The organism is Rhizobium sp. No.120, from assembly GCF_054558365.1.
Map to the genome: position 1 here is coordinate 140,830 of NZ_BAAJNQ010000009.1, position 21,103 is coordinate 161,932.

Annotated in this window: 13 protein-coding genes; 2 read left to right on the forward strand and 11 right to left on the reverse strand. The window is 60.0% G+C overall.

The features are described 5' to 3' along the window. Positions 1-92: 92 nt before the first annotated feature. Entirely contained in the window at positions 93-8,603 is an 8,511-nt protein-coding gene (locus ACYJRZ_RS22850; protein ID WP_459462817.1) for a GH36-type glycosyl hydrolase domain-containing protein, read from the reverse strand. 772 nt (positions 8,604-9,375) lie between these two features. Here ACYJRZ_RS22850 and ACYJRZ_RS22855 point away from each other — a divergent pair. Continuing rightward, a complete protein-coding gene (locus ACYJRZ_RS22855) occupies positions 9,376-9,633 on the forward strand; it encodes a hypothetical protein (protein WP_459462819.1) in 258 nt (85 codons plus the stop codon). A 114-nt stretch (positions 9,634-9,747) separates the two neighbouring features. On the opposite strand, the gene ACYJRZ_RS22860 is transcribed toward ACYJRZ_RS22855, so the two are convergent. The 10 genes from ACYJRZ_RS22860 to ACYJRZ_RS22905 form a co-directional block, all read right to left on the reverse strand. Further along, positions 9,748-9,936 carry a hypothetical protein gene (locus ACYJRZ_RS22860; RefSeq protein ID WP_459462821.1) on the reverse strand — a complete coding sequence of 63 codons (189 nt, stop codon included), beginning with the start codon at positions 9,934-9,936 and terminating at the stop codon, positions 9,748-9,750. Between the two features lie 159 nt (positions 9,937-10,095). Further along, complete coding sequence (locus ACYJRZ_RS22865; protein WP_459462823.1) at positions 10,096-10,845, reverse strand: ABC transporter ATP-binding protein; 750 nt, start codon at positions 10,843-10,845, stop codon at positions 10,096-10,098. After that, positions 10,842-11,675, reverse strand: coding sequence for an ABC transporter ATP-binding protein (locus ACYJRZ_RS22870; RefSeq protein ID WP_459462825.1), 834 nt, complete (start codon positions 11,673-11,675; stop codon positions 10,842-10,844). The genes ACYJRZ_RS22865 and ACYJRZ_RS22870 overlap by 4 nt, the downstream gene beginning before the upstream one ends. Further along, positions 11,672-12,598 carry an ABC transporter permease gene (locus ACYJRZ_RS22875; RefSeq protein WP_459462827.1) on the reverse strand — a complete coding sequence of 309 codons (927 nt, stop codon included), beginning with the start codon at positions 12,596-12,598 and terminating at the stop codon, positions 11,672-11,674. The genes ACYJRZ_RS22870 and ACYJRZ_RS22875 overlap by 4 nt, the downstream gene beginning before the upstream one ends. Then, positions 12,595-13,641: an ABC transporter permease gene (locus ACYJRZ_RS22880; RefSeq protein WP_459462997.1), complete on the reverse strand. Its 1,047-nt coding sequence runs from the start codon at positions 13,639-13,641 to the stop codon at positions 12,595-12,597. The genes ACYJRZ_RS22875 and ACYJRZ_RS22880 overlap by 4 nt, the downstream gene beginning before the upstream one ends. Before the next feature lie 42 nt (positions 13,642-13,683). Continuing rightward, positions 13,684-15,324: an ABC transporter substrate-binding protein gene (locus ACYJRZ_RS22885; protein ID WP_459462829.1), complete on the reverse strand. Its 1,641-nt coding sequence runs from the start codon at positions 15,322-15,324 to the stop codon at positions 13,684-13,686. A 48-nt stretch (positions 15,325-15,372) separates the two neighbouring features. Further along, complete coding sequence (locus ACYJRZ_RS22890; RefSeq protein ID WP_459462831.1) at positions 15,373-16,431, reverse strand: dipeptidase; 1,059 nt, start codon at positions 16,429-16,431, stop codon at positions 15,373-15,375. Between the two features lie 190 nt (positions 16,432-16,621). Continuing rightward, positions 16,622-17,647, reverse strand: a complete 1,026-nt coding sequence (locus tag ACYJRZ_RS22895) for an ABC transporter permease (RefSeq protein ID WP_459462833.1) — start codon at positions 17,645-17,647, stop codon at positions 16,622-16,624. 32 nt (positions 17,648-17,679) lie between these two features. After that, on the reverse strand, positions 17,680-19,221 hold the full coding sequence (locus ACYJRZ_RS22900) for a sugar ABC transporter ATP-binding protein (RefSeq protein WP_459462835.1): 1,542 nt from the start codon (positions 19,219-19,221) through the stop codon (positions 17,680-17,682). Positions 19,222-19,295: 74 nt separating this feature from the next. After that, positions 19,296-20,222, reverse strand: coding sequence for a sugar ABC transporter substrate-binding protein (locus ACYJRZ_RS22905; protein WP_041677731.1), 927 nt, complete (start codon positions 20,220-20,222; stop codon positions 19,296-19,298). Between the two features lie 372 nt (positions 20,223-20,594). Between ACYJRZ_RS22905 and ACYJRZ_RS22910 the strand changes: the two genes are divergently transcribed. Continuing rightward, entirely contained in the window at positions 20,595-21,101 is a 507-nt protein-coding gene (locus ACYJRZ_RS22910; RefSeq protein WP_459462837.1) for a DUF1993 domain-containing protein, read from the forward strand. Positions 21,102-21,103 lie beyond the last annotated feature (2 nt).

Here is a 21,103-nt window from a genome sequence, read left to right on the forward strand (position 1 = left end):
CATAAAACTCTCCTGTTCCGACACTCAAATGCAATCGGGGCCAAAGAGTTCCCCTTTGGCCCCGATCGTCGAAGCGAAACAGTGCAGAAACGCTACTGTCCGACCGGATAGCCCTCTTCGGGATGGGCGACCGCCCTGTCATTGATCGTGACCGAGTATGTCGCTGCATCGGGCGCTTTTGAGACGGAAATACGGTAATTTCCGCTCGGCAGTTCGATATCCGCCGTAAAGCCATCCCAGTTCGAGGGCAATGCCGGCTTGACGAAAAGTCGTCCGTTTTTCACTCGGATACCGAGAATGCCTTCGACAGCGACGCGATACAGCCAGCCGGCAGAGCCCGTATACCAGGTCCAGCCGCCACGGCCCGTCAATTGTCCTTCGCCGTAAATATCAGCAGCAACAACATAGGGCTCCACACGATAGATATCGGCCTGATCACGATCGCGTGCATGGTTGATCGGGTTCAGCATGTCGAAGCAATGCCAGGCATCGTCGCCACGATTCATTTCCGCCAGCGCCATGACGACCCAGGTGGCAGCGTGGGTATATTGGCCACCGTTCTCGCGCACGCCAGGCGGATAGGACTTGATGTAGCCCGGATCACGCGCCGACTTGGCAAAGGGCGGGGTGAACAGCCGGATGATGCGGTTTTCGTCATCCACCAGCTTGTCGAGCACGGCATTCATCGCCTTCTCGCCGCGTGCCCTGTCGCCTTCGCCGGAGAGAATGTTCCAGGACTGCGCGATCGAATCGATCTGGCACTCGAAATTCTCGCTGGAGCCGAGCGGGCTACCGTCGTCGAAATAGCCGCGGCGATAGTGGCCGCCGTCCCAGCCCGCCGATTCCAGCGCCTTGCGCAGTTCCGGCAGATGGTCGGACCAGCGCTTGACGCGCTCCTTGTCGCCGCGTGCTTCGGCATAGGGCAGGAAGGCGGTCAGCATGCCGGCCAGGAACCAGCCGAGCCAGACGCTTTCGCCGCGGCCCTGAATGCCGACGCGGTTCATGCCGTCGTTCCAGTCACCACCGAGGATCAGCGGCAACCCGTTGCCGCCCTTGCGCTTGATAGCGAGATCGAGCGCCAAGGCCGCATGTTCATAGACGCTGACTTTGTCCTGCGACACGGTCGGCTGGTAGAAGACGTCATGCGTTCCGGGCATCAGCGCTGCACCTTCGACGAAGGCGAGCTCTTCGTCGAGGATCGATTTGTCGCCCGTCACCGTGCAGTACTGGTCGATGGCATAAGCAAGCCAGACGACGTCGTCGGAAATATGCGTGCGCACGCCGGCGCCGCTGCCCGGCAGCCACCAATGCTGCACGTCGCCCTCACGGAACTGACGCTGGGCAGCATTGAGGATCTGGTTGCGGGCAAGCTCCGGCTTATGCACCAGGAATGCCAGCGTATCCTGCAGCTGGTCGCGGAAGCCGAAGGCACCCGACGACTGATAGAAGGCAGTACGCGACATGATGCGGCAGCCGAGGCTCTGATAGGGAAGCCAGGCGTTGATCATGTTGTTCATTGCCTTGTCCGGCGTCGAGATCTTCACATGGCCGGTAAACCCGTCCCAGAATTCGCGGCCTGCCTTAAGCACGGCCTCGAAATCAACATTGCGGATTTCCGAAACCAGCGCGCGGGCCTCTTCGACGGTCGCCGTATCACCCATGTAGAAGCAGATTTCCTTCTGCTCGCCGGCTGAAATCATCACGTCGAAGGCCAGAGCGCCGCAGGGGTCGCCATCAAGATCAGTCGAGTTGGAGAGCGCGGCAGCCGTGACGACGGCTTCCGGCATCTGGATCGTGCCATGGCGGCCGATGAACTCGCGGCGGCTTGCCGAGAAACTCGAATGCGTCTCGCTCGCCGCCATGAAGGCGGTTCGCTTGAAGTAATCGATGCTGTAGGGGTTGTTGGCAAACAGTGCACCCGTCTCCTCATCCAGCGTCGACAGGATGAAGGGTCTGGTCTTGTTCTGATTGGTGCCGAGCACCCATTCCGCATAATTGTAGATTCGCAGGCGCCGGCTGCCGGCGCCCTTGTTGCTGAGCCGCAGGCGGAACAGCTTGACGGGGCGCTCGCGATCGACGGTCTGAGTGAGCTCCAGCGCCACGCCATCTTCCTCGCTCGAGAAGATCGAGTAGCCGAGACCATGACGGGCCTCGAAACGGACCTTCGCATTGCACGACAGGCCGGCATAGGGCGTCATGACCTTGCTGCTGTCGAGGTCGGCGACATAAAGCGCCTCGCCCGGACGGTTGATGACCATGTCGTTTGTCCACGGCGTCAGCTGATAGTCGCGCGAATTGTGGCTCCAGGTGAAGCCGCCGCCTTCGGCGGGCACGTGGAAGCCGAAGCGCTCGTTCGAGATGACGTTGATCCACGGATGCGGCGTCGACTGACCGCCCGGCAGACGCACGACATATTCGCGGCCGTCCTCGGAGAAGCCACCATAGCCGTTCCAGAAATCGAGATCGTCCTGCGCCTCGATAGGCTCGGCCGCAAAGACGGAATCCTGCAGCGCGAGCGGTACGGAGAGACGATTGACCGGCGTGGTGTCATCTGTTTGCGTCGAGGCAAAGAGGGTTGCCGCACGCGCGATCTGATCGACGAGCTTGCCGTTGCGCGCATGGAAAATTACGCGCGATGCGGCAAGGATCTCCTGATAGGTTTCATTCTCGATCTGGTCCTTGCGCACCGAGAAGATATTCTGGCGCAACCCGTCGCCCTGATTGTGGCGGACGTGCTCGACGAACTTGTCGAGTTCGCGCTGCATATCCTGCGCATGCTCGACAGCGCGTTCGTTGACGATGACCAGATCGGCATTGATGCCGCGCGACCGCAGATATTCGGCCGCCATCAGCGCTTCCCGCGCGATTTCGAGGTCGATATCATCATTGATGCGCAGGGTGAAGATCGGGAAATCGCCAGAGATCGTCACCGGCCAGAGCGCGGACTGCGAATGCAGGCCGGCCTGCACGGTGGCGCCGTCGGCGCGCAGGTGCATATCCGGGTAGACAAGATAACGGGCGAGCTTCTGGAAGGCGGCAGCCTGCTGCGAGGTGACGCCGACATGGCGCATCTGCATCTGCGTGCGGGTCCACGCCTGCGTCAGCTCGACGCCGAACGTGTCGGGATTGCGGTAGCGCTCGACGGCCTTATCGACTTCCTCGCGGTTCGGCGCGGCAATCGTCCAAAAGATGACGCTGACCTTCTTGCCGGCGGGAACGCGCACGACGCGACGCAGCGACAGGCAGGCATCCATAGTGAAGCCGTCCGTGCCGGAGAGCGTCGCACCCGGATCGAAGGCTGCGGCTTCCGCAAGAGTACGGCCACGGCCGAGGAACTTGCGGCGATCCGTTTCGAATTCCGTCGGACGTTCCGACCCGGCATTGTCGACGACCAGATGGGCGACCGACATGTCTGGCTCGTTATAGTCGCGCTTGTTGCGCTCGACGCGGATGACGTCGCCGCTATTGCCGATCTCGGTGCGAACGAACATGCGGGTGAAAACCGGGTGACCGGAATCGACGTCGTCGCTCGCAAGCGCCGGCTCGAGGTAGGAGGTCACCTCGATGAAGCGATCTTCCGTACCCATGTTGAGCAGCGTGACGCGGCGGCCTTCGGCATCATGCTCGGTCGCGACAATGCATTCGACGTCGCTGGTGAGATCGCCGACCGTCTTGCTGTACTCGACCTTTTCATCGCTGAAGGCGACCTTGGCCTTCTCTCCTTCGATGCTGCGCGGTTCTGCGGTTGCCGACCACCATTGACCGGAAGCCGTATCGCGCAGGAAGATGAAGGTACCCCAGCGGTCTTCCGTCGGATCGGCGCGCCAGCGCGACACCGACAGGCCGTTCCAGCGCGAGTAACCGGCGCCAGTCGCGGTCAGCATGACCGAATAATGACCATTGGAAAGGAAGGCGAGCTCGCGATCCTGCGACGCGGGATCGGCGATCTTGCGGATCTCCGGACGCAGCATGTCTTCCTGGATATTGGCAGGCTGGTCGCTTTCATGCTTGGCGGCCATGACCGGAATATCGCGCGGCGCCTTTTCCTGCAGCAGCAGTTCGGCCGCTTCGATCACCGGATCGGCATGGAAGAGCTCGCGCAGGCGGCCGTTGAAGGCGACGTTGGCGATCGCCGCGATCGACATGCCATGATGGTGGGCATAGTAGTTGTAGACCACTGCGCACTTCTTGCCTTCGGGTACGCGGGTCGGCGTGAAATCGACGGCATCATGGAAGCCGTAGATGCCGAGGGCGCCGACCTTGCGCAATTTCTGCAGATTTTCCAGTGCCGCAGCCGGGCGATACTGGCTGGCGAGGATCGAGGCGTAAGGCGCGATGACGGCGTTCTGGCCGAGGCCGCGCTTGAGACCGAGGGAAGGCACGCCAAAATTCGTGTACTGGTAGTGCATGTAGTGGTCGCGGGCATTGAAGGCCGCTTCCGAAATGCCCCAGGGGATGTCGGAGCCGAGACGCTTGGCGTAGTTTATCTGCTCCTGCACGACCAGATTGTTCGTCTGATTGAGGATACCGCCCTGGCGCTCCTGCATGACGAGCGGCGGCATCAGATATTCGAACATCGAGCCTGACCAGGAGACCAGCGCACCGCGCGAGCCCACGGGCACGACCTGACGGCCGAGGCGATACCAGTGCTCGGTCGGCAGATCGCCCTTGGCGATGGCGAAAAGGCTGGTGAGGCGGGCTTCGGAGGCCAGAAGGTCGTAGCAGGCCGCATCGAGCTCATTGGTTTCGACGCGGAAGCCGATGGAAAGCAGGCGCCGTTCCGGACGATAGAGGAAGGCGTATTCCATGCCGAAGGCGAGTTCGCGCATCTGGTCGCGCAACTTCGCCAGGCGCTGGCGCAACGAATCCACATTGGCGAGATCGAAGATGCTGTCGGCGATATGGCCTTCGCAAACCTTCACCAGCGATTGCGACCAGGTGAGCACCTCGCCGCTCTGCGTGGATTTCACCTCATGGTCGAGGTTTGCCGCAAGTTTCTGGATATCCTGAGCCAGAACCGACAGGTTGATGACACGGATGGAAGCAAATTCGTGCTCGCGCTTGACGGCAGCAAGCGCGTTCTGGAAACCGACGATGCGTTCTTCCAGGCGGCGGCGTAGCGGGCGCACCGTCTTGCGGTCATCCGGAAGCTCGGCAAGCGTTTCGGCGAGAATGCCGGCGACATCGCCGATACCATCGAGATTGCCCTGCATATGTGCAGACGGTGCTTCCGCCCAGATACGGCAGGCAGACGAGACGGCGATCAGATGACCGGCGAAGTTGCCGCTATCGACAGCCGAGATGTAGCGAGCGCCCATCGGCTTCAGCGTATCGGTGTGATACCAGTTACATAGGTGCCCGCGGAACTTTTCGAGCTTCGCCACGGTCGCCATGGTCTTTTCCATGCGATCGATAGTTTCCTCGAAGGACGTCCAGCCGAAATGCCGCGCCGAGATGACCGACAGCAGATAGACGCCGATATTGGTCGGTGACGTCCGCGATGCGACGACCGCATTCGGGGTCTGCTGCACATTGTCTGGTGGCAGATGGTTCTGCTGTTCGACGACGAAGGTTTCAAAATAACGCCAGGTGCGCCGCGCGATCTTGCGCAATTCGAACGAAACGCTTTCCGGCACTTCGAGCCTGTCTTCGGTCTCGGCCGATTGGCTGACATACCAGGCAATCGCCGGCGATAGGACCCAGAGCAGGGCAAAGGGAATGCCGACGAAAAAGGCGTTGTCGCCGGAAAGTGAAGCGAAGGCAAGCGCAAGCAGCGCAAGCACTGGCGCGTGCCACATGACGCGGTAATGGCCGAGGATGGTCGTTTGCGCGGCAGCCTGGGCGCTGGCAGCGGTCCGCCATTGCAACATCAACTTGCGGCTGACAAAGGCGCGGTAGAGCGAACGGCCGATGGCGTCAGCCATGACGCAAGCGGCGTCGGCGATGAAGACGATGCGTAGCGCGACCTGCGCATTGGCAGCACGGATATCCGACCAGACCGTGTAGAGATGCGCACGCGCTACGATATCGCTGCTGCGCGGAATGATGCCGTTGATGAGCGACAGCGTTGGCGCGACGAATAGGCAGAAGATCAGCAGGATCTGCCAGATGAGCGCCGCCAACGGCTCCATGAAGTACCAGCCGAGCACGGAGGCGAAGAACCAGGCGATCGGCGTCAGCGAGCGACGCAGATTGTCCATCATCTTCCAGCGGCCGAGGCCGGTGACACCGCGCTTGGGGTTAAAGAGGTAAGGAAGCAGCTGCCAGTCGCCGCGCGCCCAGCGATGCTGGCGCGAGACTTCGACTTCGTAGCGGATCGGGAAGTCTTCGACCAGTTCGCAGTCCGTGACGAGCGCGCAGCGCGCCATCGAGCCTTCGAGCAGGTCGTGGCTGAGAACCGCGTTCTCTTCGATCTTGCCCTTCAGCGACGCTTCGAAGGCATCGACGTGATAGAGGCCCTTGCCGGTGAACGTGCCCTCTTCCACCAGATCCTGATAGACGTCGGACACAGCGAAGACGTAAGGGTCGAGACCGCGGTTGACCGAGAAGACGCGCTGAAATACCGACGCATCCTTGCCGGTTGTCAGCGACGGGGTAACACGCGGCTGCAGCACGCCGTAACCGCGCACGACGCGCTTGCTCTCGGGATCGAAAACCGGGCGGTTGATCGGGTGATGCAGCTTACCGACGAGCTTCGTCACGGTATCGCGCACCAGGCGCGTATCCGAATCGAGCGTCATCACATACTGGACGTCCTTCGGCACGATATTGGCGCCGGGCAGGAAAGTGGTATCGCGGTCGCCGCGCAGCAGCATGTTCAGCTCGTGCAGCTTGCCGCGCTTGCGCTCCCAGCCCATCCACGCGCCTTCGGCCGGATTGTAGAGGCGGCGGCGATGCAGCAGATAGAAGCGCTGGACGCCATCTTCGTCATAGCGGGCAGCTAGATTAGCCACTTCGCGGCGAGCATAATCCAGGATTTCCAGATCGCGCTCGCTCTCTTCCTCCTGGCTGTCTGGCCAGTCACTGAGCAGCGCGTAATAGACTTCACCGCGCGGATTGGCGAGATAATGGACCTCGAGATTGCGCACGAGCTCGTCGACGCTGTCGCGGTTGCCGATCAGCGTCGGCACGACGACCAGCGTACGGGCCTCCTCCGGAATACCTTCCTTGAATTCGTAGCCAACGAGGCGCGCCGGCGTCAGATACATGGTGACGAAGAAGTTGAAGAGTCCGGTGGCGCCTTCCGATGCCGGCAGAGAGAACATCAGAAGCAGCAGGATGGTCTCGGCCCAGCCCATGCCGGCATGCAGCATGAAATAGCCGACGATACCGAGCGCAACGACGGTCAGGAACAGCACCGGGGCTGCGATCGATAGCCAGTTGAGCTTGCGCCATTGACGCACGAAGCTCACCGAAATCGGCACACGGTAGCCGATCGCCTTTTCCAGCTTCTGGGTCTGCTGGCCGATGATGAAGTCGCCGATATTCGGCTCACGCTGCTGTCCTTCGCCCGATGCCTTGGCGGCCTCGGTCATCGCCATGGCGACCTGGGCGATTTCCATTTCGGTCTTGTCGGAACGGCGTGCGAGCTTTTCGATACGGCGGCGGTAGCTGTTGCGCGAACCCGGATCGAGCTTGGCGTAGTCGGTCTCGTCCCAGAGCAGCTTGTCGACGGCGCTGACCTCTTCGACCCAGACGGACCAGTCGGTGTCGTCGATGAGACGCAGGCTCTTGATGATGTTGCCCATCGTCACATTGCCTGACGACAGGCGATTGTGCTCGGCCATCATGACGCTTTCGGCGTCGGTGCCGGCCTCGGCAAGCCGCTTCTCAAGCCAGGTGACGGCAAGGCCCGACGTATGCGAGCCATCGCGCAGGCGATAGAGGAACTGCGTGGCGAAGGTATTGTCCGAGGTGTAGGGCTCGAGCGTCTTCAGGAATTCTTCGACCTTGGCGTCGTCGTTCAGACGGATCAGCTCATCGACAGCGGCATTCGCCTTCTTGCGGGTGATGCGGCTCTGCTCGACGCGGCTCGAAATGCGGCGCAGGTTTTCGACGAGGATATAGCGCACAAGTGAAGGAACGGCCCAAAGCTCGCCGATCTTCAGCATCTCCACCGACTGGAAACCTTCCACGAGCGCCAGCAGACCCTGATTGGATACGGTGCTATGCGTGTGGGCGACATAGAGCCAGGCGAGCGCCATCGTGCGCGGCATCACCATGCCGTCGATGGTCAGCGTCTGCAGTTGGTCATAAAACTTTTTCGGAAAATCGCGGCGGACTTCCTGGATAGCCTCTTCGATGATGTAATGGTTGTCGAGCAGCCATTCGGCGGCCGGCGTGATCGATTCCCCCGCATCGACATCGGCATTAGCCGAACGATAGACGCGCAGGATCTCTTTCTCGTTCTCCTTGTGCCGGGCGAAGAAATCGAAGGGCGCAAAGCCTGGCAGCTTGGTTTTCGCGCCGTTGCGGGCGAAGGCTGCGCCGCATTCCCTTATCTGCTCATTGGAGAAATAGGCGGCGCGGATCGCATCGTTATGATCGATCTGCTTGGCTTCAGAATCGCGCGGCGTAACGGTGGAGAGATTTTGAGATGTCATGGATTCGGGTTCTGGGTCCAAACAGAGTGAGTGGCATTGTCGCCTTTATCGTCTTTGCCCTACCCGACACAAGAATTCACGCATTTGGACCCTTTTGCTTCGCTTCCCGGCGCGCGAAGGGGGTGAATTCGAAATGAAGGCTTGAAACAAACAAATAGAGGCGAAGATTTTCACGGGGCCGTTCTAAGGATCAAAGCGACTTTGCGCCATCATCTCGGTTGGGGTGCCCGTGAAACTGGATACGCGGCCAAATGGTTCCGGCAGCGATCCGCACACGTCAACGAAAATCGATCAAGGTCATGAGGCATTCTCCTTCGGCTGATTGATCCAATTTCGGAAATTCAGCATGGTTCGGCATATTGAATCCTCAATATCCCGCAGAAGATGAACTTAAACTGAACCCCCTCAAAAGATTCGCAAATTCCTCTCGAAGCACATCGCTTTTGAAGGCTGTGCGGAACTGAGCGGCACGCCTGCCTGTGAATGGCGCCGCCGCCGCGCCGAGACAGGTCCTCCCCATCATGCCATCACAGCGATCCGTCTTCTCTCCGGAAAGAGACGCAATAATGACGACGCGCCGGTCGCTTACGCGAGCGAATTTTCTTGGAAGAAGCTTACTGTTTTCACACGGCGTATTCCATCGGCTCGGGCAACTTTTCTTTGCCCGGCAAAACTATGCCAGTGAAACGGGATTGGAAGCCGCACAAGGAAAAAAGTGCTGAGTCTTGATCGACCAGCCTGCAAACTTCCCAAATTTCAAGAGATGGGCCGCATGGCCTCACATCAGCGGCAGAACAAAGCCGCCACTCCGCAAAACAACGTCTTAGATGACGATGCCGCAAACAATGGCCGCAACGAAGAGGAATGCAGCCGAAAACAGGACGACGTGAACGGCCGTTTGAATCTTTTGCCGCGTATTCGCAGCGCGCTTGGAACCATTGAACCGATTCACATGCGTATTCGAAATACCCAAATTCGCCATGTGTCGCCTCCGTTCGTTTCTTATATGTCTCTCAGGCCAAGCCTGTGACGAATATTCATACATTGCCTATCAATTAGGTAGAGATGAATTTCCGTCCAGAACACCGGCCGAGAAAAATTAAACCATTTGAAGTCGAGGACCCGAAAGATCGGCAACGCCTAATCAGCAGAGAACGCGGCGGGCCCAAATCAAGCTGCGCTCGATGGCGCTGGTATCTGCCGCCTGCTCTTCGGCAGGTCCGGCCTGTCGGCGGCTGCTTTCCTCGGAAAGAGTAGCGGACCGTCCACCTTCCCGTTTCGCCGGAACCGGCGGATGAAGATAGCCCATGGTCATGCCACCCATGAAAAACATGCCTGCCTCCACTTAACGTCTGAGCCCTCATCGGGATCACGAAAGTTAACTGCCATTAACGAGATCATGACAGAATTGCGGCAGGTGTCAATAGTCTATACGATTGGTCGTGTTTAAACGGCCTGTTCGTTAACGCGTCGCCGGATGAGAGCTGTCCGCTCAAGCGCGGACGAACCCCTTGCTCGCCACCATAAGATTGCGCGTGTAATCTTCCTTCACGTCACCGGCTGAAAGCTCCTTCGCCGTCAGCCTCTCGACGACCGCACCATTGCGCATGACGGCCAGGCGCTCGCACATATGCGTGATGACGCCGAGATCGTGGCTCACCATCACGAAGGTCAGATGGCGGTCCTTGCGCACCTGCTCGAGCAGGTTCAGCACCTCGGCCTGCACGGAAGCGTCGAGCGCCGAGGTCGGCTCGTCGAGCAGCAGGATGGACGGTTCGACGATCAGCGCGCGAGCAATGGCGACACGCTGGCGCTGGCCGCCGGAGAGCTGGTGCGGATAGCGGAAGCGGAAGCCCTTTCCGAGGCCGACTTCGTCCAGTGCCCTGGCGATCCGGGCTTCGGTGTCGCCGATCCCGTGAATCGACAGCGGCTCCAGCAGCAGCCGGTCGATCGTCTGGCGTGGATGCAGGGAACCGTAGGGGTCCTGAAACACCATCTGCACCTGGCGATAGAAGGCCTTGCTGCGCCTTGCCCCCTTCAATTGTTCGCCGTCGACACGGATCGTGCCGTCGGTGACGGGCGCGAGACCCGCAACGGCGCGCAGCAGCGTCGATTTGCCGGAGCCGGACTCGCCAACCAGACCGAAAGATTCGCCCTTGTTCACGTCGATACCAACGGCATCAAGGGCATAGTAGCCATCATAGACTACGCTGAGGCCATCAACTGCGAGTGCTGTCGTCATGCCGCCCACTCCGGCTTGCGATCGAGCACCGGCAGCGGATGCCTGTTTTCGCCGATGACGGGCATGCAGTTCAGCAGACCGCGCGTATAGGGATGCTGGGCGTTGTTCAATTCGGAAGCCTTGAGTTCTTCCACCACCTTACCTGCATACATGACGATCACCCGGTCGCAGAAGGACGACACCAGCCGCAGATCGTGTGAAACGAAAATCAGCCCCATGCCGCGCTCGGAGACGAGCTTGTCCATGATCTTGAGCACATCGAGCTGCACGGTGACGTCGAGCGCCGAGGTCGGCTCGTCGGCGATCAGCAGCTCAGGCCCGGCGATCAGCATCATGGCGATCATGACACGCTGGCCCATGCCGCCCGATACTTCGTGCGGATGCAGGTCGTAGACGCGTGCGGGATCGCGGATCTGCACCGCTTCCAGCATGGCGAGAGCGCGGTCTCGCGCTTCGGCCTTGCTAATCTTCTCATGCGTGCGCAGCGTCTCGGTGATCTGCTTGCCGATGGTCATGACCGGATCGAGCGAATATTTCGGGTCCTGCAACACCATGGCGATGCGCTTGCCGCGCAGTGATCGGCGTTCCCTTGCCGAAATCGACAGGAGGTCGATGCCGCTGAAGTCAAGCGTGTCGGCGGTGACGATACCATGCGGCGGGGTCAGCCCCATGATGGCGCGGCCGGTCTGCGATTTGCCGGAACCGCTCTCGCCGACGATACCAAGCCGCTCGCGGCCGAGCGTGAAGGAGACGCCGCGCACGGCATCGATGACGCCAGTACGGGTCGGATAACGAACCCTGAGGTTCTCGACGGTCAGAAGCGTCGTCATTGCCCGCTCTCCTTCGGATCGAGCGCATCGCGCAGGCCGTCGCCGAGCAGGTTGAAGCCCAGACTGACGATGAGGATCGCGATACCGGGCATGGCCGCCACCCACCATTGATCGAGATAGTATTTGAAGCCACTTGCGATCATCACGCCCCATTCCGGCAGCGGCGGTTGCGCGCCAAGACCGAGGAAACCGAGGCCGGCCGCCGTCAGGATGACTCCGGCCATGTCGAGCGTGACGCGGACGATCACCGAGGAGATGCAGAGCGGCATGACATGGCGGAAGATGATGCGCAGCGGCGAGGCACCCATAAGCTGCACGGCGGCGATATAGTCCGAGCGCCGCACCGTCATGGTTTCGGCGCGCGCCAGGCGCGCATAGGGTGGCCACGAGGTGATGGCAATCGCGATGACAGCATTCTCGATGCCCGCGCCGAGCGCGCCGGCAAAGGCAAGCGCCAGCACCAGCTTCGGAAACGCAAGGAAGATGTCGGTGATGCGCATCAGGATCACATCGACCCAGCCGCCCAGATAGCCCGATACCATGCCGATAATGAGCCCGATCGGTGCCGAGATGATCGCGACCAGAACGACGATATAGAGCGTCCAGCGCGAGCCGTAGATGAGGCGCGAGAGTATGTCGCGGCCGAGATCGTCGGTGCCGAGCAGATAACCTGGCGTACCGGGAGGCTTCAGATAGGCATTGGTCAGGTCGCCGATGACAGGCGAATGCGGCGCGATCACATCGGCAAGCGCTGCCACCAGCACGAGCGCGACGATGATGAGCAGCCCGATGACGGCCAGACGATTGGCGGAGAACTGCCGCGAGGTGACGTAGGCGCGCCCTAGCCTCGCCTGCCGGCGCGACTGCGGACGGTCGGAAAGCAGCCAGTCCCTCAGGCTGGGTTGGGTGGTCTCGACAGTCATTTACGTCGGGTCCTTGGGTCGAGCGTCCGATACAGAAGATCGGAAATCAGATTGATGCCGATGAACACCGTGCCGACGACGATCGTGCCGCCGAGAACGGCATTCATGTCGGCATTGCGCAGCGAGCTGGTGATATAGAAGCCGATGCCCGGCCAGGAGAAGACGATCTCCGTCAGCACGGATCCCTCCAGCAGCCCGGCATAGGAAAGCGCGATTACGGTGATCAACGGCACAGCGGCACTGCGCAGGGCATGCCCCCAGATCACCCGCGTTTCGGAAAGCCCCTTGGCGCGGGCAGCGACGATATATTCCTGGCCCAGCTCGTTCAGCATGAAGCTACGGGTCATGCGGCTGATATAGGCAAGCGAAAAGTAGCCGAGCAGCGACGCCGGCAGGATGATGTGGCGGAACACGTCCCAGAAGACGTCCCATTGTCCCTGCAGTGCGCTGTCGAGCAGAAAGAAGCCTGTGACCGGCGTGAAGGTGTATTCATAAGCGATGTCGATGCGGCCGGGATAGGCGACCCAGTTCAGCTTGGCATAGAAAATGACGAGCGAAACCATCGCCAGCCAGAAAACCGGCACGGAATAGCCGACGAGGCCGATCACGCGGACGATCTGGTCGATGAAGCTGTTGCGGCGCACGGCGGCAAGCACGCCGAAGGGAACCCCGAACAAGGCGCCGATGATCGTACCGACCGTCGCAAGCTCCATCGTCGCGGGGAAGACGCGCCTGATGTCGTCCATGACCGGATTGGTCGTCAGAACCGACGTGCCGAAATCGCCGCTCAGAGCGCTTACGAGATAATAATAGAACTGCAGATAAAGCGGCTCGTCGAGATGCATCTCGCGCCGCAGGCGCTCGAGTATCTGCTGAGGCGCGTGATCGCCGGCGATCGCCAGCGCCGGATCGATCGGTATGACGCGCCCGATGAAGAAGGTGACGGCCAGAAGGCCGAGATAGGTGGTGACGGCCACGACGAGAAATCGCAGCAGGCCCATGAAAAAGGGAGCGGTACGGCCCTTTTTGGGCCGCACCTGCATTTTTCGTTCGACAGTGCTCAAAGATCTAGTCCTGCCGGATCATTACTTGGAGATCGGCCAGACGAAGTTGTTGTCGAAGCTCGGACCAAGCTTGAAGTCCTTCACGTCCTTACGATAGCCGGCGACTTCCGTCTGCTGATAGAGGATAATGAAGGGGCTTGCTTCCAGGAATTTCTTCTGGATGTCCTGATACATGGCGCCGCGCTTGGCCGCGTCGCCTTCGAAGAGAGCGGCCTTCGCCAGCTTCTCCAGTTCTGGAGCGGTCCAGGTGTTGCGCCACACGAGCGTCTTGTTGCTGCTGGTATCGGAATTGTCGTCGTTGGTGGTGAAGGTATCGGCGTTGGAATGGGGGTCCCAATAGTCCGGGCCCCAGTTGCCGAAGTAGATATCGTGATTGCGGGCACGATACTTGGTCAGCTTCTGCTTGCCGTCGCCGGGGATGATTTCCACCTTGATGCCGGCCTGGCCGAGCGACTGCTGGATCGCGGTTGCAATACCCGTATCCGGCTCGATGCTGCGCACGTCCATGGTGATCGAGAAGCCATTGGGCAGGCCGGCCTTGGCCAGCAATTCCTTGGCCTTGGCGACGTCGAGCTTGAACGGATTCTCATCCAACGAGCCGAGCATGCCCTTGGGCTCGAAGGTCTGGTGGATCTCGCCGATACCCTTGATCAGCGTCTTGCCGATGGCGTCATAATCAACCAGATATTTGAACGCCTGCTGCACTTCCGGCTTGGCCAGATTAGCGTTCTTCTGGTTGAGGCTCATGTAGTAGATGGTGCCCTTCGGCGCACTGGTCGAAGCGAGCTGCGCGTTCTTCTCGACAGCCTCGAGGTCGGTCGGAGATAGGTTGCGGGCGATATCGATATCGCCGTTCTCCAGCGCCAGGCGCTGTGCCGAGCTTTCCTTCATGAAGCGATAGATGACGCGGTTCAACTTCGTCTTTTCGCCGTAGTAGTTGTCGTTGCGCTCGAGTACGACCGCCTCGTTGGCGCGCCATTCGCGCAGCTTGAACGGGCCGGAACCGGCAAAGCCGGTCTTCAGCCAGCTGTTGCCGAAATCGTTGTCATATTTATAGTCTGCGGTCGGTGTCGCCGGCTTCACATGCTGCAAGACCAGTTTCTTGTCGACCACTTCGGCAACGGTTGCCGTCAGGCAGTTCAGCACGAAGCTGGGCGCATAGGGCTTGTCGACGGTGAAGGTAAACGTGTTCGCGTCGGTAGCCTTGGCCTTCTCCGTCACATTGTCGCCGGTCAGGCCGAACTGGGTAAGAATGAAGGCCGGGCTCTTGTTGAGCTTGACGACGCGCTCGAAGGACCATGCGACGTCTTCGGCGGTGATCGGATTGCCGGACGCAAACTTCAGGCCGGGCTTCAGCTTGAACGTATAGGTGAGGTGATCGTCGGAAACCGACCAGCTCTCGGCGAGGTCACCCTTGATCTTCGACGTATCGTTGATGTCGAGACGGACGAGCAGGCTGTAGGTATTGCCGGTGATTTCGGCGGCCGACAGTTCGTAAGCTTCCGCCGGGTCCATGCTCAGAATGTCGTCGAAGGCAAAACCTTCGACCAGCGTGTCCTTGGGCGTCGCAGCATATGCGTTCGGCGCCGCCATCAGCAGAAGCGAGAGAGCCACACTGGCAGACAGTGCGCGCAAACCGCGGTTCATCTTGGTCATCATCATTGTTTTCATTCCCCTCTTAACAAACTTTACGCAATATCGGCACGCACTTTACCGGCTGCCTTCCTTCCAGGCGGACGCCAGGACGCGAAGCCAGTTCTCCCTGCACAACTTTGCAAGATCGGCCTCACCATAACCAGCGTTTCGAAGGGCTTCAATCAGCTTTTGGTTGCCTGCGGCATCGCCGATCTCGGCCGGAATCGTAGCACCGTCGAAATCCGATCCGAGGCCAACGCAGTCGATACCCAAGCGGCCGACGAGATGATCGACATGCCGAACCATCACCTCGAGCGGCGTATCGGCATCCGAGCGCGCATCGTCGCGCAGCATGGCCGTCGCATAGTTGAGGCCAACGATGCCGCGGCTTTCCTTGATGGCGTCAAGCTGCTTGTCGGTGAGGTTGCGCGCGACCGGCGTCAGCGCATGCGCATTGGAATGGCTTGCGACCAGCGGTTGGTCCGAGGTCTTCGCCACATCCCAGAAGCCCTTTTCGGTGATGTGGGCGAGATCGACGAGGATGCCGAGTTGGTTACAAGCGCGCACCAGCGCAAAACCGGCGTCTGTCAGCCCGGGTCCGGTATCCGGAGAGCTCGGATAGGCGAAGGGCACGCCATGGGCAAAGACGTTGTTGCGGCTCCAGACCGGACCGAGCGAACGCAGGCCGGCGGCATAGAAGGTTTCGAGTGCGACGAGATCGGCGTCGATTGCCTCGCAGCCTTCCATATGCATGACCGCCGCGAAAATTCTTTTCTCCATGCAATCGCGGATCTCTGCGGTGGAACGGCATAGCTTCCAGGCGCCGGCGCGGTCGAGCCGCAGCGCGATCGACGCCATTTCGAGAGCAATATCGAGGGACGGCGAACGCTCCAGCGGAGCCGCCAAAGGCGTGGCATAGTGGCCGTTGCTATCCGGATCGGCAAAGACGAGATCGCCCGACGGGATGTAAATGGCGCAAAGACCGCCGGCCAGGGCGCCCGCACGCGCACGCGGAGCATCGATATGGCCGCTCGACGTCCCGTCCTTGAATTCGGCAACCGGATCGGCGCCATCGCGCGCGTGATGCCAGAGCCTCAGAAGAACGTCATTATGACCATCGAATACGGCTTGCATTGTCTATCCCGGATGAAGCGCTCGAGCGAGCGAATGGAAAGCGGCCAGAATAGAAAAGCTGACAGGATTCGCCATACCCAAATGAAAAAAATTTGCATTTGCATGGAAGTGCATATTCGAATGGAAAAAGGCGGGGCAAAAACCCCGCCTTGAAGACATGCTTTACAACGCTGATGATGTGTCGGGCATTTCAGCGCTTGGCCCGCTTCTTCTGGCGGTAGACGTCGATGGCAACGGCCGCGACGATGATAAAACCCTTGGCGATTTCCTGGTAATAGGCATCGACATTGAGGAAGGTGAAGCCGGAGATCATGACCCCGAGAATGACGGTGCCGATCACCGTGCCGGCAATGCGGCCGACGCCGCCCGTCAGCGACGTGCCACCGATGACGGCCGCTGCGATCGCGTCCAGCTCATAGTTGACACCCATGCCGGCTTGCGCCGTCTGCACGCGGGCAGCCGTGATGATCCCGGCAAGACCGGCCAGGAGCCCTGCAATCGCATAGACCTTGACGAGATGCGCCTCGACATTGATGCCCGAAACGCGCGCCGCCTGCACATTGGCGCCGATCGCATAGGTAAACTTGCCGTAGCGCGTGTAGCGCAGCACGATGTGGAAGGCGACCGCGATGATCAGGAAGACGATGACGGGCCAGATGCCGGAACCGATGAAATTGAACTGGTCGGTCAGGCCCGAGATCGGCTGCCCCTTGGTGTAGAGCTTCGACAGGCCACGGGCCGAAACCATCATGCCAAGCGTCGCGATGAAGGGCGGGATCTTCGTCTTGGTGATCAGCTGGCCGTTGATGAAACCGGCAAGGAGGCCGATCAGCAGGCCGATGCCGATCGGCACGAAGAAGGGCATGTCGGTCAGTGCGGGATAGACGGCCCTTGCCCATGTCGACGACTGGGCAAAGCTCGCTGCAACCATGGCCGTCAGCCCGACGACGGAACCGGACGAGAGGTCGATACCGCCTGTGATGATGACCTGCGTCACGCCGACCGAGATAATGCCGATAACAGACACCTGCAGGATCATGATCTTCAGGCGCTGCAGGTTCATCAGAAAGCTTTGGCCGACGAAGATCCAGCCGAGGATTTCACAAAGAAGCGCAATGCCGATCAGCACCAGGAAGATGCCGAGTTCGGGCGGCACGCGGCGCCTTTTTGGCCGTGTGACTGCCGGGGCGGCCGCCTCTGCAACTTTGCTAACCATGGTTCAGTCCTCCCTTGCGATGAATGGCGGCGTCACTGCGCGGCCAGCTCCATCACCTTCACTTGAGTTGCTTCCGCGCGATCCAGGAATCCGGTGACCCGTCCTTCATGCATGACCATGATGCGGTCGCTCATGCCGAGCACCTCAGGCATTTCCGAGGAGATCATGATGACGGCGACGCCGTTGCGCGCCATTTCGGTAACGAGACGATGGATCTCGGCCTTGGCGCCGACATCGATGCCGCGCGTCGGCTCGTCCAGGATCAGAATGCGGGGATTGGTGAGCATCCACCGGCCGATCAGCGCCTTCTGCTGATTGCCGCCGGACAGATTTTCGATGCGTTCGTCGAGGTTCGGCGTCTTGACGCGCAGCTTGCGTGCCATCTCCTCGCAGGCCTCTTCGATCGCGCCCTCTTGCACGAAGCCGCCGCGCACGAACTTGTCGTGCAAGACAGCGACCTGCATGTTTTCAAGTACGCTAAGGATGAGAAGACAGCCCGTATCCTTGCGATCCTCGGTCAGAAAGGCCATGCGGTGACGGATAGCCTCGGCCGGCGAGGAAATCTCAGCTGTCTTGCCGAAGAGCTGGATCGTGCCCGAGGATGCAGGCGTCACGCCGAAGATGGTCTCCGCGACATTGGACCGGCCCGATCCGACAAGCCCGGCCACGCCAAGGATCTCGCCGGCCCTGACATCGAAGGACACATTGGAGAAGATGCCGTCGAGGCTCAAATCCTTGACCGACAAAACGGTGTCGCCGATTGGCACCTCTTCCTTCGGGAACATCTGCGTGATCTCGCGACCGACCATCATGCGGATGATATCGTCTCGGGTCACGTCGGTAGAGGCATGCGTGCCAATATATTTGCCATCACGAAACACCGAAAACTCGTCGGCGATCTCGAACAGCTCATTCATCTTATGGGTGATATAGACGATGCCGATGCCTTGGGCGCGCAGGTCGCGGATGATCTGGAAGAGGTGCGCAACCTCGCGTTCGGTGAGCGCCGAGGTCGGCTCGTCCATGATCAGCACGTCGGAATTATAGGAAACCGCCTTGGCAATCTCGACCATCTGACGGCTGGCGACAGAAAGCTCGCGCACCTGGATTTCGGGATCGATGGAAATGTTGAGGCGCTGGAAGAGCTCCTCGGTCTTGCGGCTCATCTCGGCATGGTCGACGAGACCGAAGCGGTTCTTCGGCTCACGCCGGATCCAGATATTCTCGGCAACCGTCATGAAAGGCATCAGGTTTAGTTCCTGATGGATCATGGCAATGCCGTTTTCCAGCGCGTCGAGGGGCGATTTCAGCCGGATCTCGACGCCCTTGAGCCGCACTTCTCCCTGGTCGGGGATATAGATGCCCGCGAGGATCTTCATCAGGGTCGATTTGCCCGCACCGTTTTCGCCCATCAGCGCGTGCACCGTCCCGCGCTTCAGGCGGAAGGAAACGTCATCAAGAGCGAGCACGCCGGGAAACTCTTTGCGAATGCCTTCAGCGCTCAACAGGTAGGTAGCGTTGGGAACAACGCCGCTGGCGCGCACCGCCGCCATGGTGGATGGGCTCACAACCATTTTTTCCCTCCCGGGCAGATCGTATTTCAAAGGATGCGGGCTTTTGAGCCCGCATCCGTCGATCGTTTTCGTCCTCAGTTCTTCTTGACGAAGTCCTTGACGTTGGTCGGCGTGACGAGCTGGAAGGGGATGTAGACCTTCTTCTCGATCTTATCGCCCTTGGCGAGCTTCAGTGCGGCATCGACCGCACCCTTGCCCTGGCCGGCGGCATCCTGGAACACGGTGACCTTGAGGTCGCCAGCCTGCATGGCGGCAAGCGCGTCCTGCGTCGCATCGACACCAGCCACGACGATCTTGTCCAGCGACTTGCCGGAAGCCTTCAGTGCCTGGATGGCGCCGATCGCCATTTCATCGTTGTTGGAGATGACGGCATCGAATTCGATGCCGCTGGAAAGCCAGTTGGTCATCAGGTCGGCACCCTGGGTGCGCTGCCAGTTGGCGGTCTGCTCCTGAACGATCTTAATGCCCTTGCACTCATCGGTCGCCACAACATCATGGACGTCCTTGGTGCGCATGCGGGCAGCCTGGTTGGAAAGCTCGCCCATCATGATGACGGCCTTGCCCTTGCCACCCAGCAACCTGCAGACTTCCTTGGCTTCCAGCGTGCCTGATTCCTGCTCGTTCGAGGCGACGAAAGCCTGCTTATCCGGCAGGCTGTCGACGTTTGCCGGTTCGCGGTTGACGTAAACGAGCGGGATCTTGGCATCGGCGGCTAGCTTGGAAATTGCAGCCGTCGCGTCGGTATCGACCGGGTTCACGATGATGGCGTCGACCTTACTGGCGATGAAGTTCTGGATCTGGCTCTGCTGCTTGGCGATATCGTTCTGCGCGTCTTCGACCTGCAGGGTGACGCCCTTGTCCTTTGCATAATCCTGCATGCCGTTGCGCAGGACGGTCAGGAAGTTGTCGTCGAAGAGCGCCATGGAGACGCCGATGGTTTCGGCATGGGCAGCGGTCGACAGCATGAGCGCCATCGCAGAACCAAGGATAAATTTCTTCATGTTTTCCTCCCAGATACGGTGTCCGGCCACACCCCTCCTGAATGCCGGAGCCCCCGGTTTCGACCGCGGGGCCTTTATTCAATCGGCCGCCACTCCCATGGCAGCCATATCGAAAACGGAACAAACAAACCGTAAAATTCTCTATCCGGAATATTCATTCCATTTTTCAGGGCAAAGGTCAACAGCAAATTCTGGCCACCGAAACAGGAGCGAACGACGACGAGTTTTCTTGTCTCCGCTGGTGCAAGATCAGGTGGCCAAACCCTACATACGGGCGCCGACACCGTGGAACGGTTATTCCATCGACATGGAAACGGAATAGAATGTCGGTCAACCAACCAGCCGCGCCGCGGCCCGCAATGGAGAACACGCATGCCCTCGATGTACAGTTTCTCGGTCCCCATCTTTCAACGCGGCCTGCAAAACCTCTCAGTCTATCTCGACAAGATCGAAGCCTATGCCACGGAGAAAGGCATTGCGGCGGAGGAACTCGTTTCCGCGCGCCTGATCGACGACATGCTGCCGCTCTCCGGTCAGTACCAGCGCGCCTCCGATACGGCGAAGCTCACCATCTCCCGCCTTGCCGGCATTGATGCGCCGCGCTTCGAAGACAATGAAGTCACCGTCGCGGACCTGCGCGAACGCCTGAAGAAAACGGTGGATTTCCTGGCGACGATCACCCCGGCTACGATGGAAGGCAGCGAGACGAGAGACGTGACGATCACGCCGGGAGGCAACAAGATTACCTTCAAGGGTGAGGATTATCTGGCGAAATTCGCGCTGCCGAACTTCTTCTTCCACGTCACCACGGCGCACGACATCCTGCGCAGCCGCGGCCTGCCAGTGGGCAAGATGAATTATCTCGGTGCACTTGGCTAAAA

Bases quoted from the DNA above. Each gene is read 5' to 3' on its own strand.
- ACYJRZ_RS22870 (WP_459462825.1), bottom strand. From the start codon at position 11,675: ATGACGACGCTTCTGACCGTCGAGAACCTCAGGGTTCGTTATCCGACC.
- ACYJRZ_RS22895 (WP_459462833.1), bottom strand. From the start codon at position 17,647: ATGGTTAGCAAAGTTGCAGAGGCGGCCGCCCCGGCAGTCACACGGCCA.
- ACYJRZ_RS22910 (WP_459462837.1), top strand. From the start codon at position 20,595: ATGCCCTCGATGTACAGTTTCTCGGTCCCCATCTTTCAACGCGGCCTG.
- ACYJRZ_RS22855 (WP_459462819.1), top strand. From the start codon at position 9,376: ATGGCCTCACATCAGCGGCAGAACAAAGCCGCCACTCCGCAAAACAAC.
- ACYJRZ_RS22860 (WP_459462821.1), bottom strand. From the start codon at position 9,936: ATGTTTTTCATGGGTGGCATGACCATGGGCTATCTTCATCCGCCGGTT.
- ACYJRZ_RS22880 (WP_459462997.1), bottom strand. From the start codon at position 13,641: ATGCAGGTGCGGCCCAAAAAGGGCCGTACCGCTCCCTTTTTCATGGGC.
- ACYJRZ_RS22875 (WP_459462827.1), bottom strand. From the start codon at position 12,598: ATGACTGTCGAGACCACCCAACCCAGCCTGAGGGACTGGCTGCTTTCC.
- ACYJRZ_RS22865 (WP_459462823.1), bottom strand. From the start codon at position 10,845: ATGACGACAGCACTCGCAGTTGATGGCCTCAGCGTAGTCTATGATGGC.
- ACYJRZ_RS22905 (WP_041677731.1), bottom strand. From the start codon at position 20,222: ATGAAGAAATTTATCCTTGGTTCTGCGATGGCGCTCATGCTGTCGACC.
- ACYJRZ_RS22890 (WP_459462831.1), bottom strand. From the start codon at position 16,431: ATGCAAGCCGTATTCGATGGTCATAATGACGTTCTTCTGAGGCTCTGG.
- ACYJRZ_RS22885 (WP_459462829.1), bottom strand. From the start codon at position 15,324: ATGATGATGACCAAGATGAACCGCGGTTTGCGCGCACTGTCTGCCAGT.
- ACYJRZ_RS22900 (WP_459462835.1), bottom strand. From the start codon at position 19,221: ATGGTTGTGAGCCCATCCACCATGGCGGCGGTGCGCGCCAGCGGCGTT.
- ACYJRZ_RS22850 (WP_459462817.1), bottom strand. From the start codon at position 8,603: ATGACATCTCAAAATCTCTCCACCGTTACGCCGCGCGATTCTGAAGCC.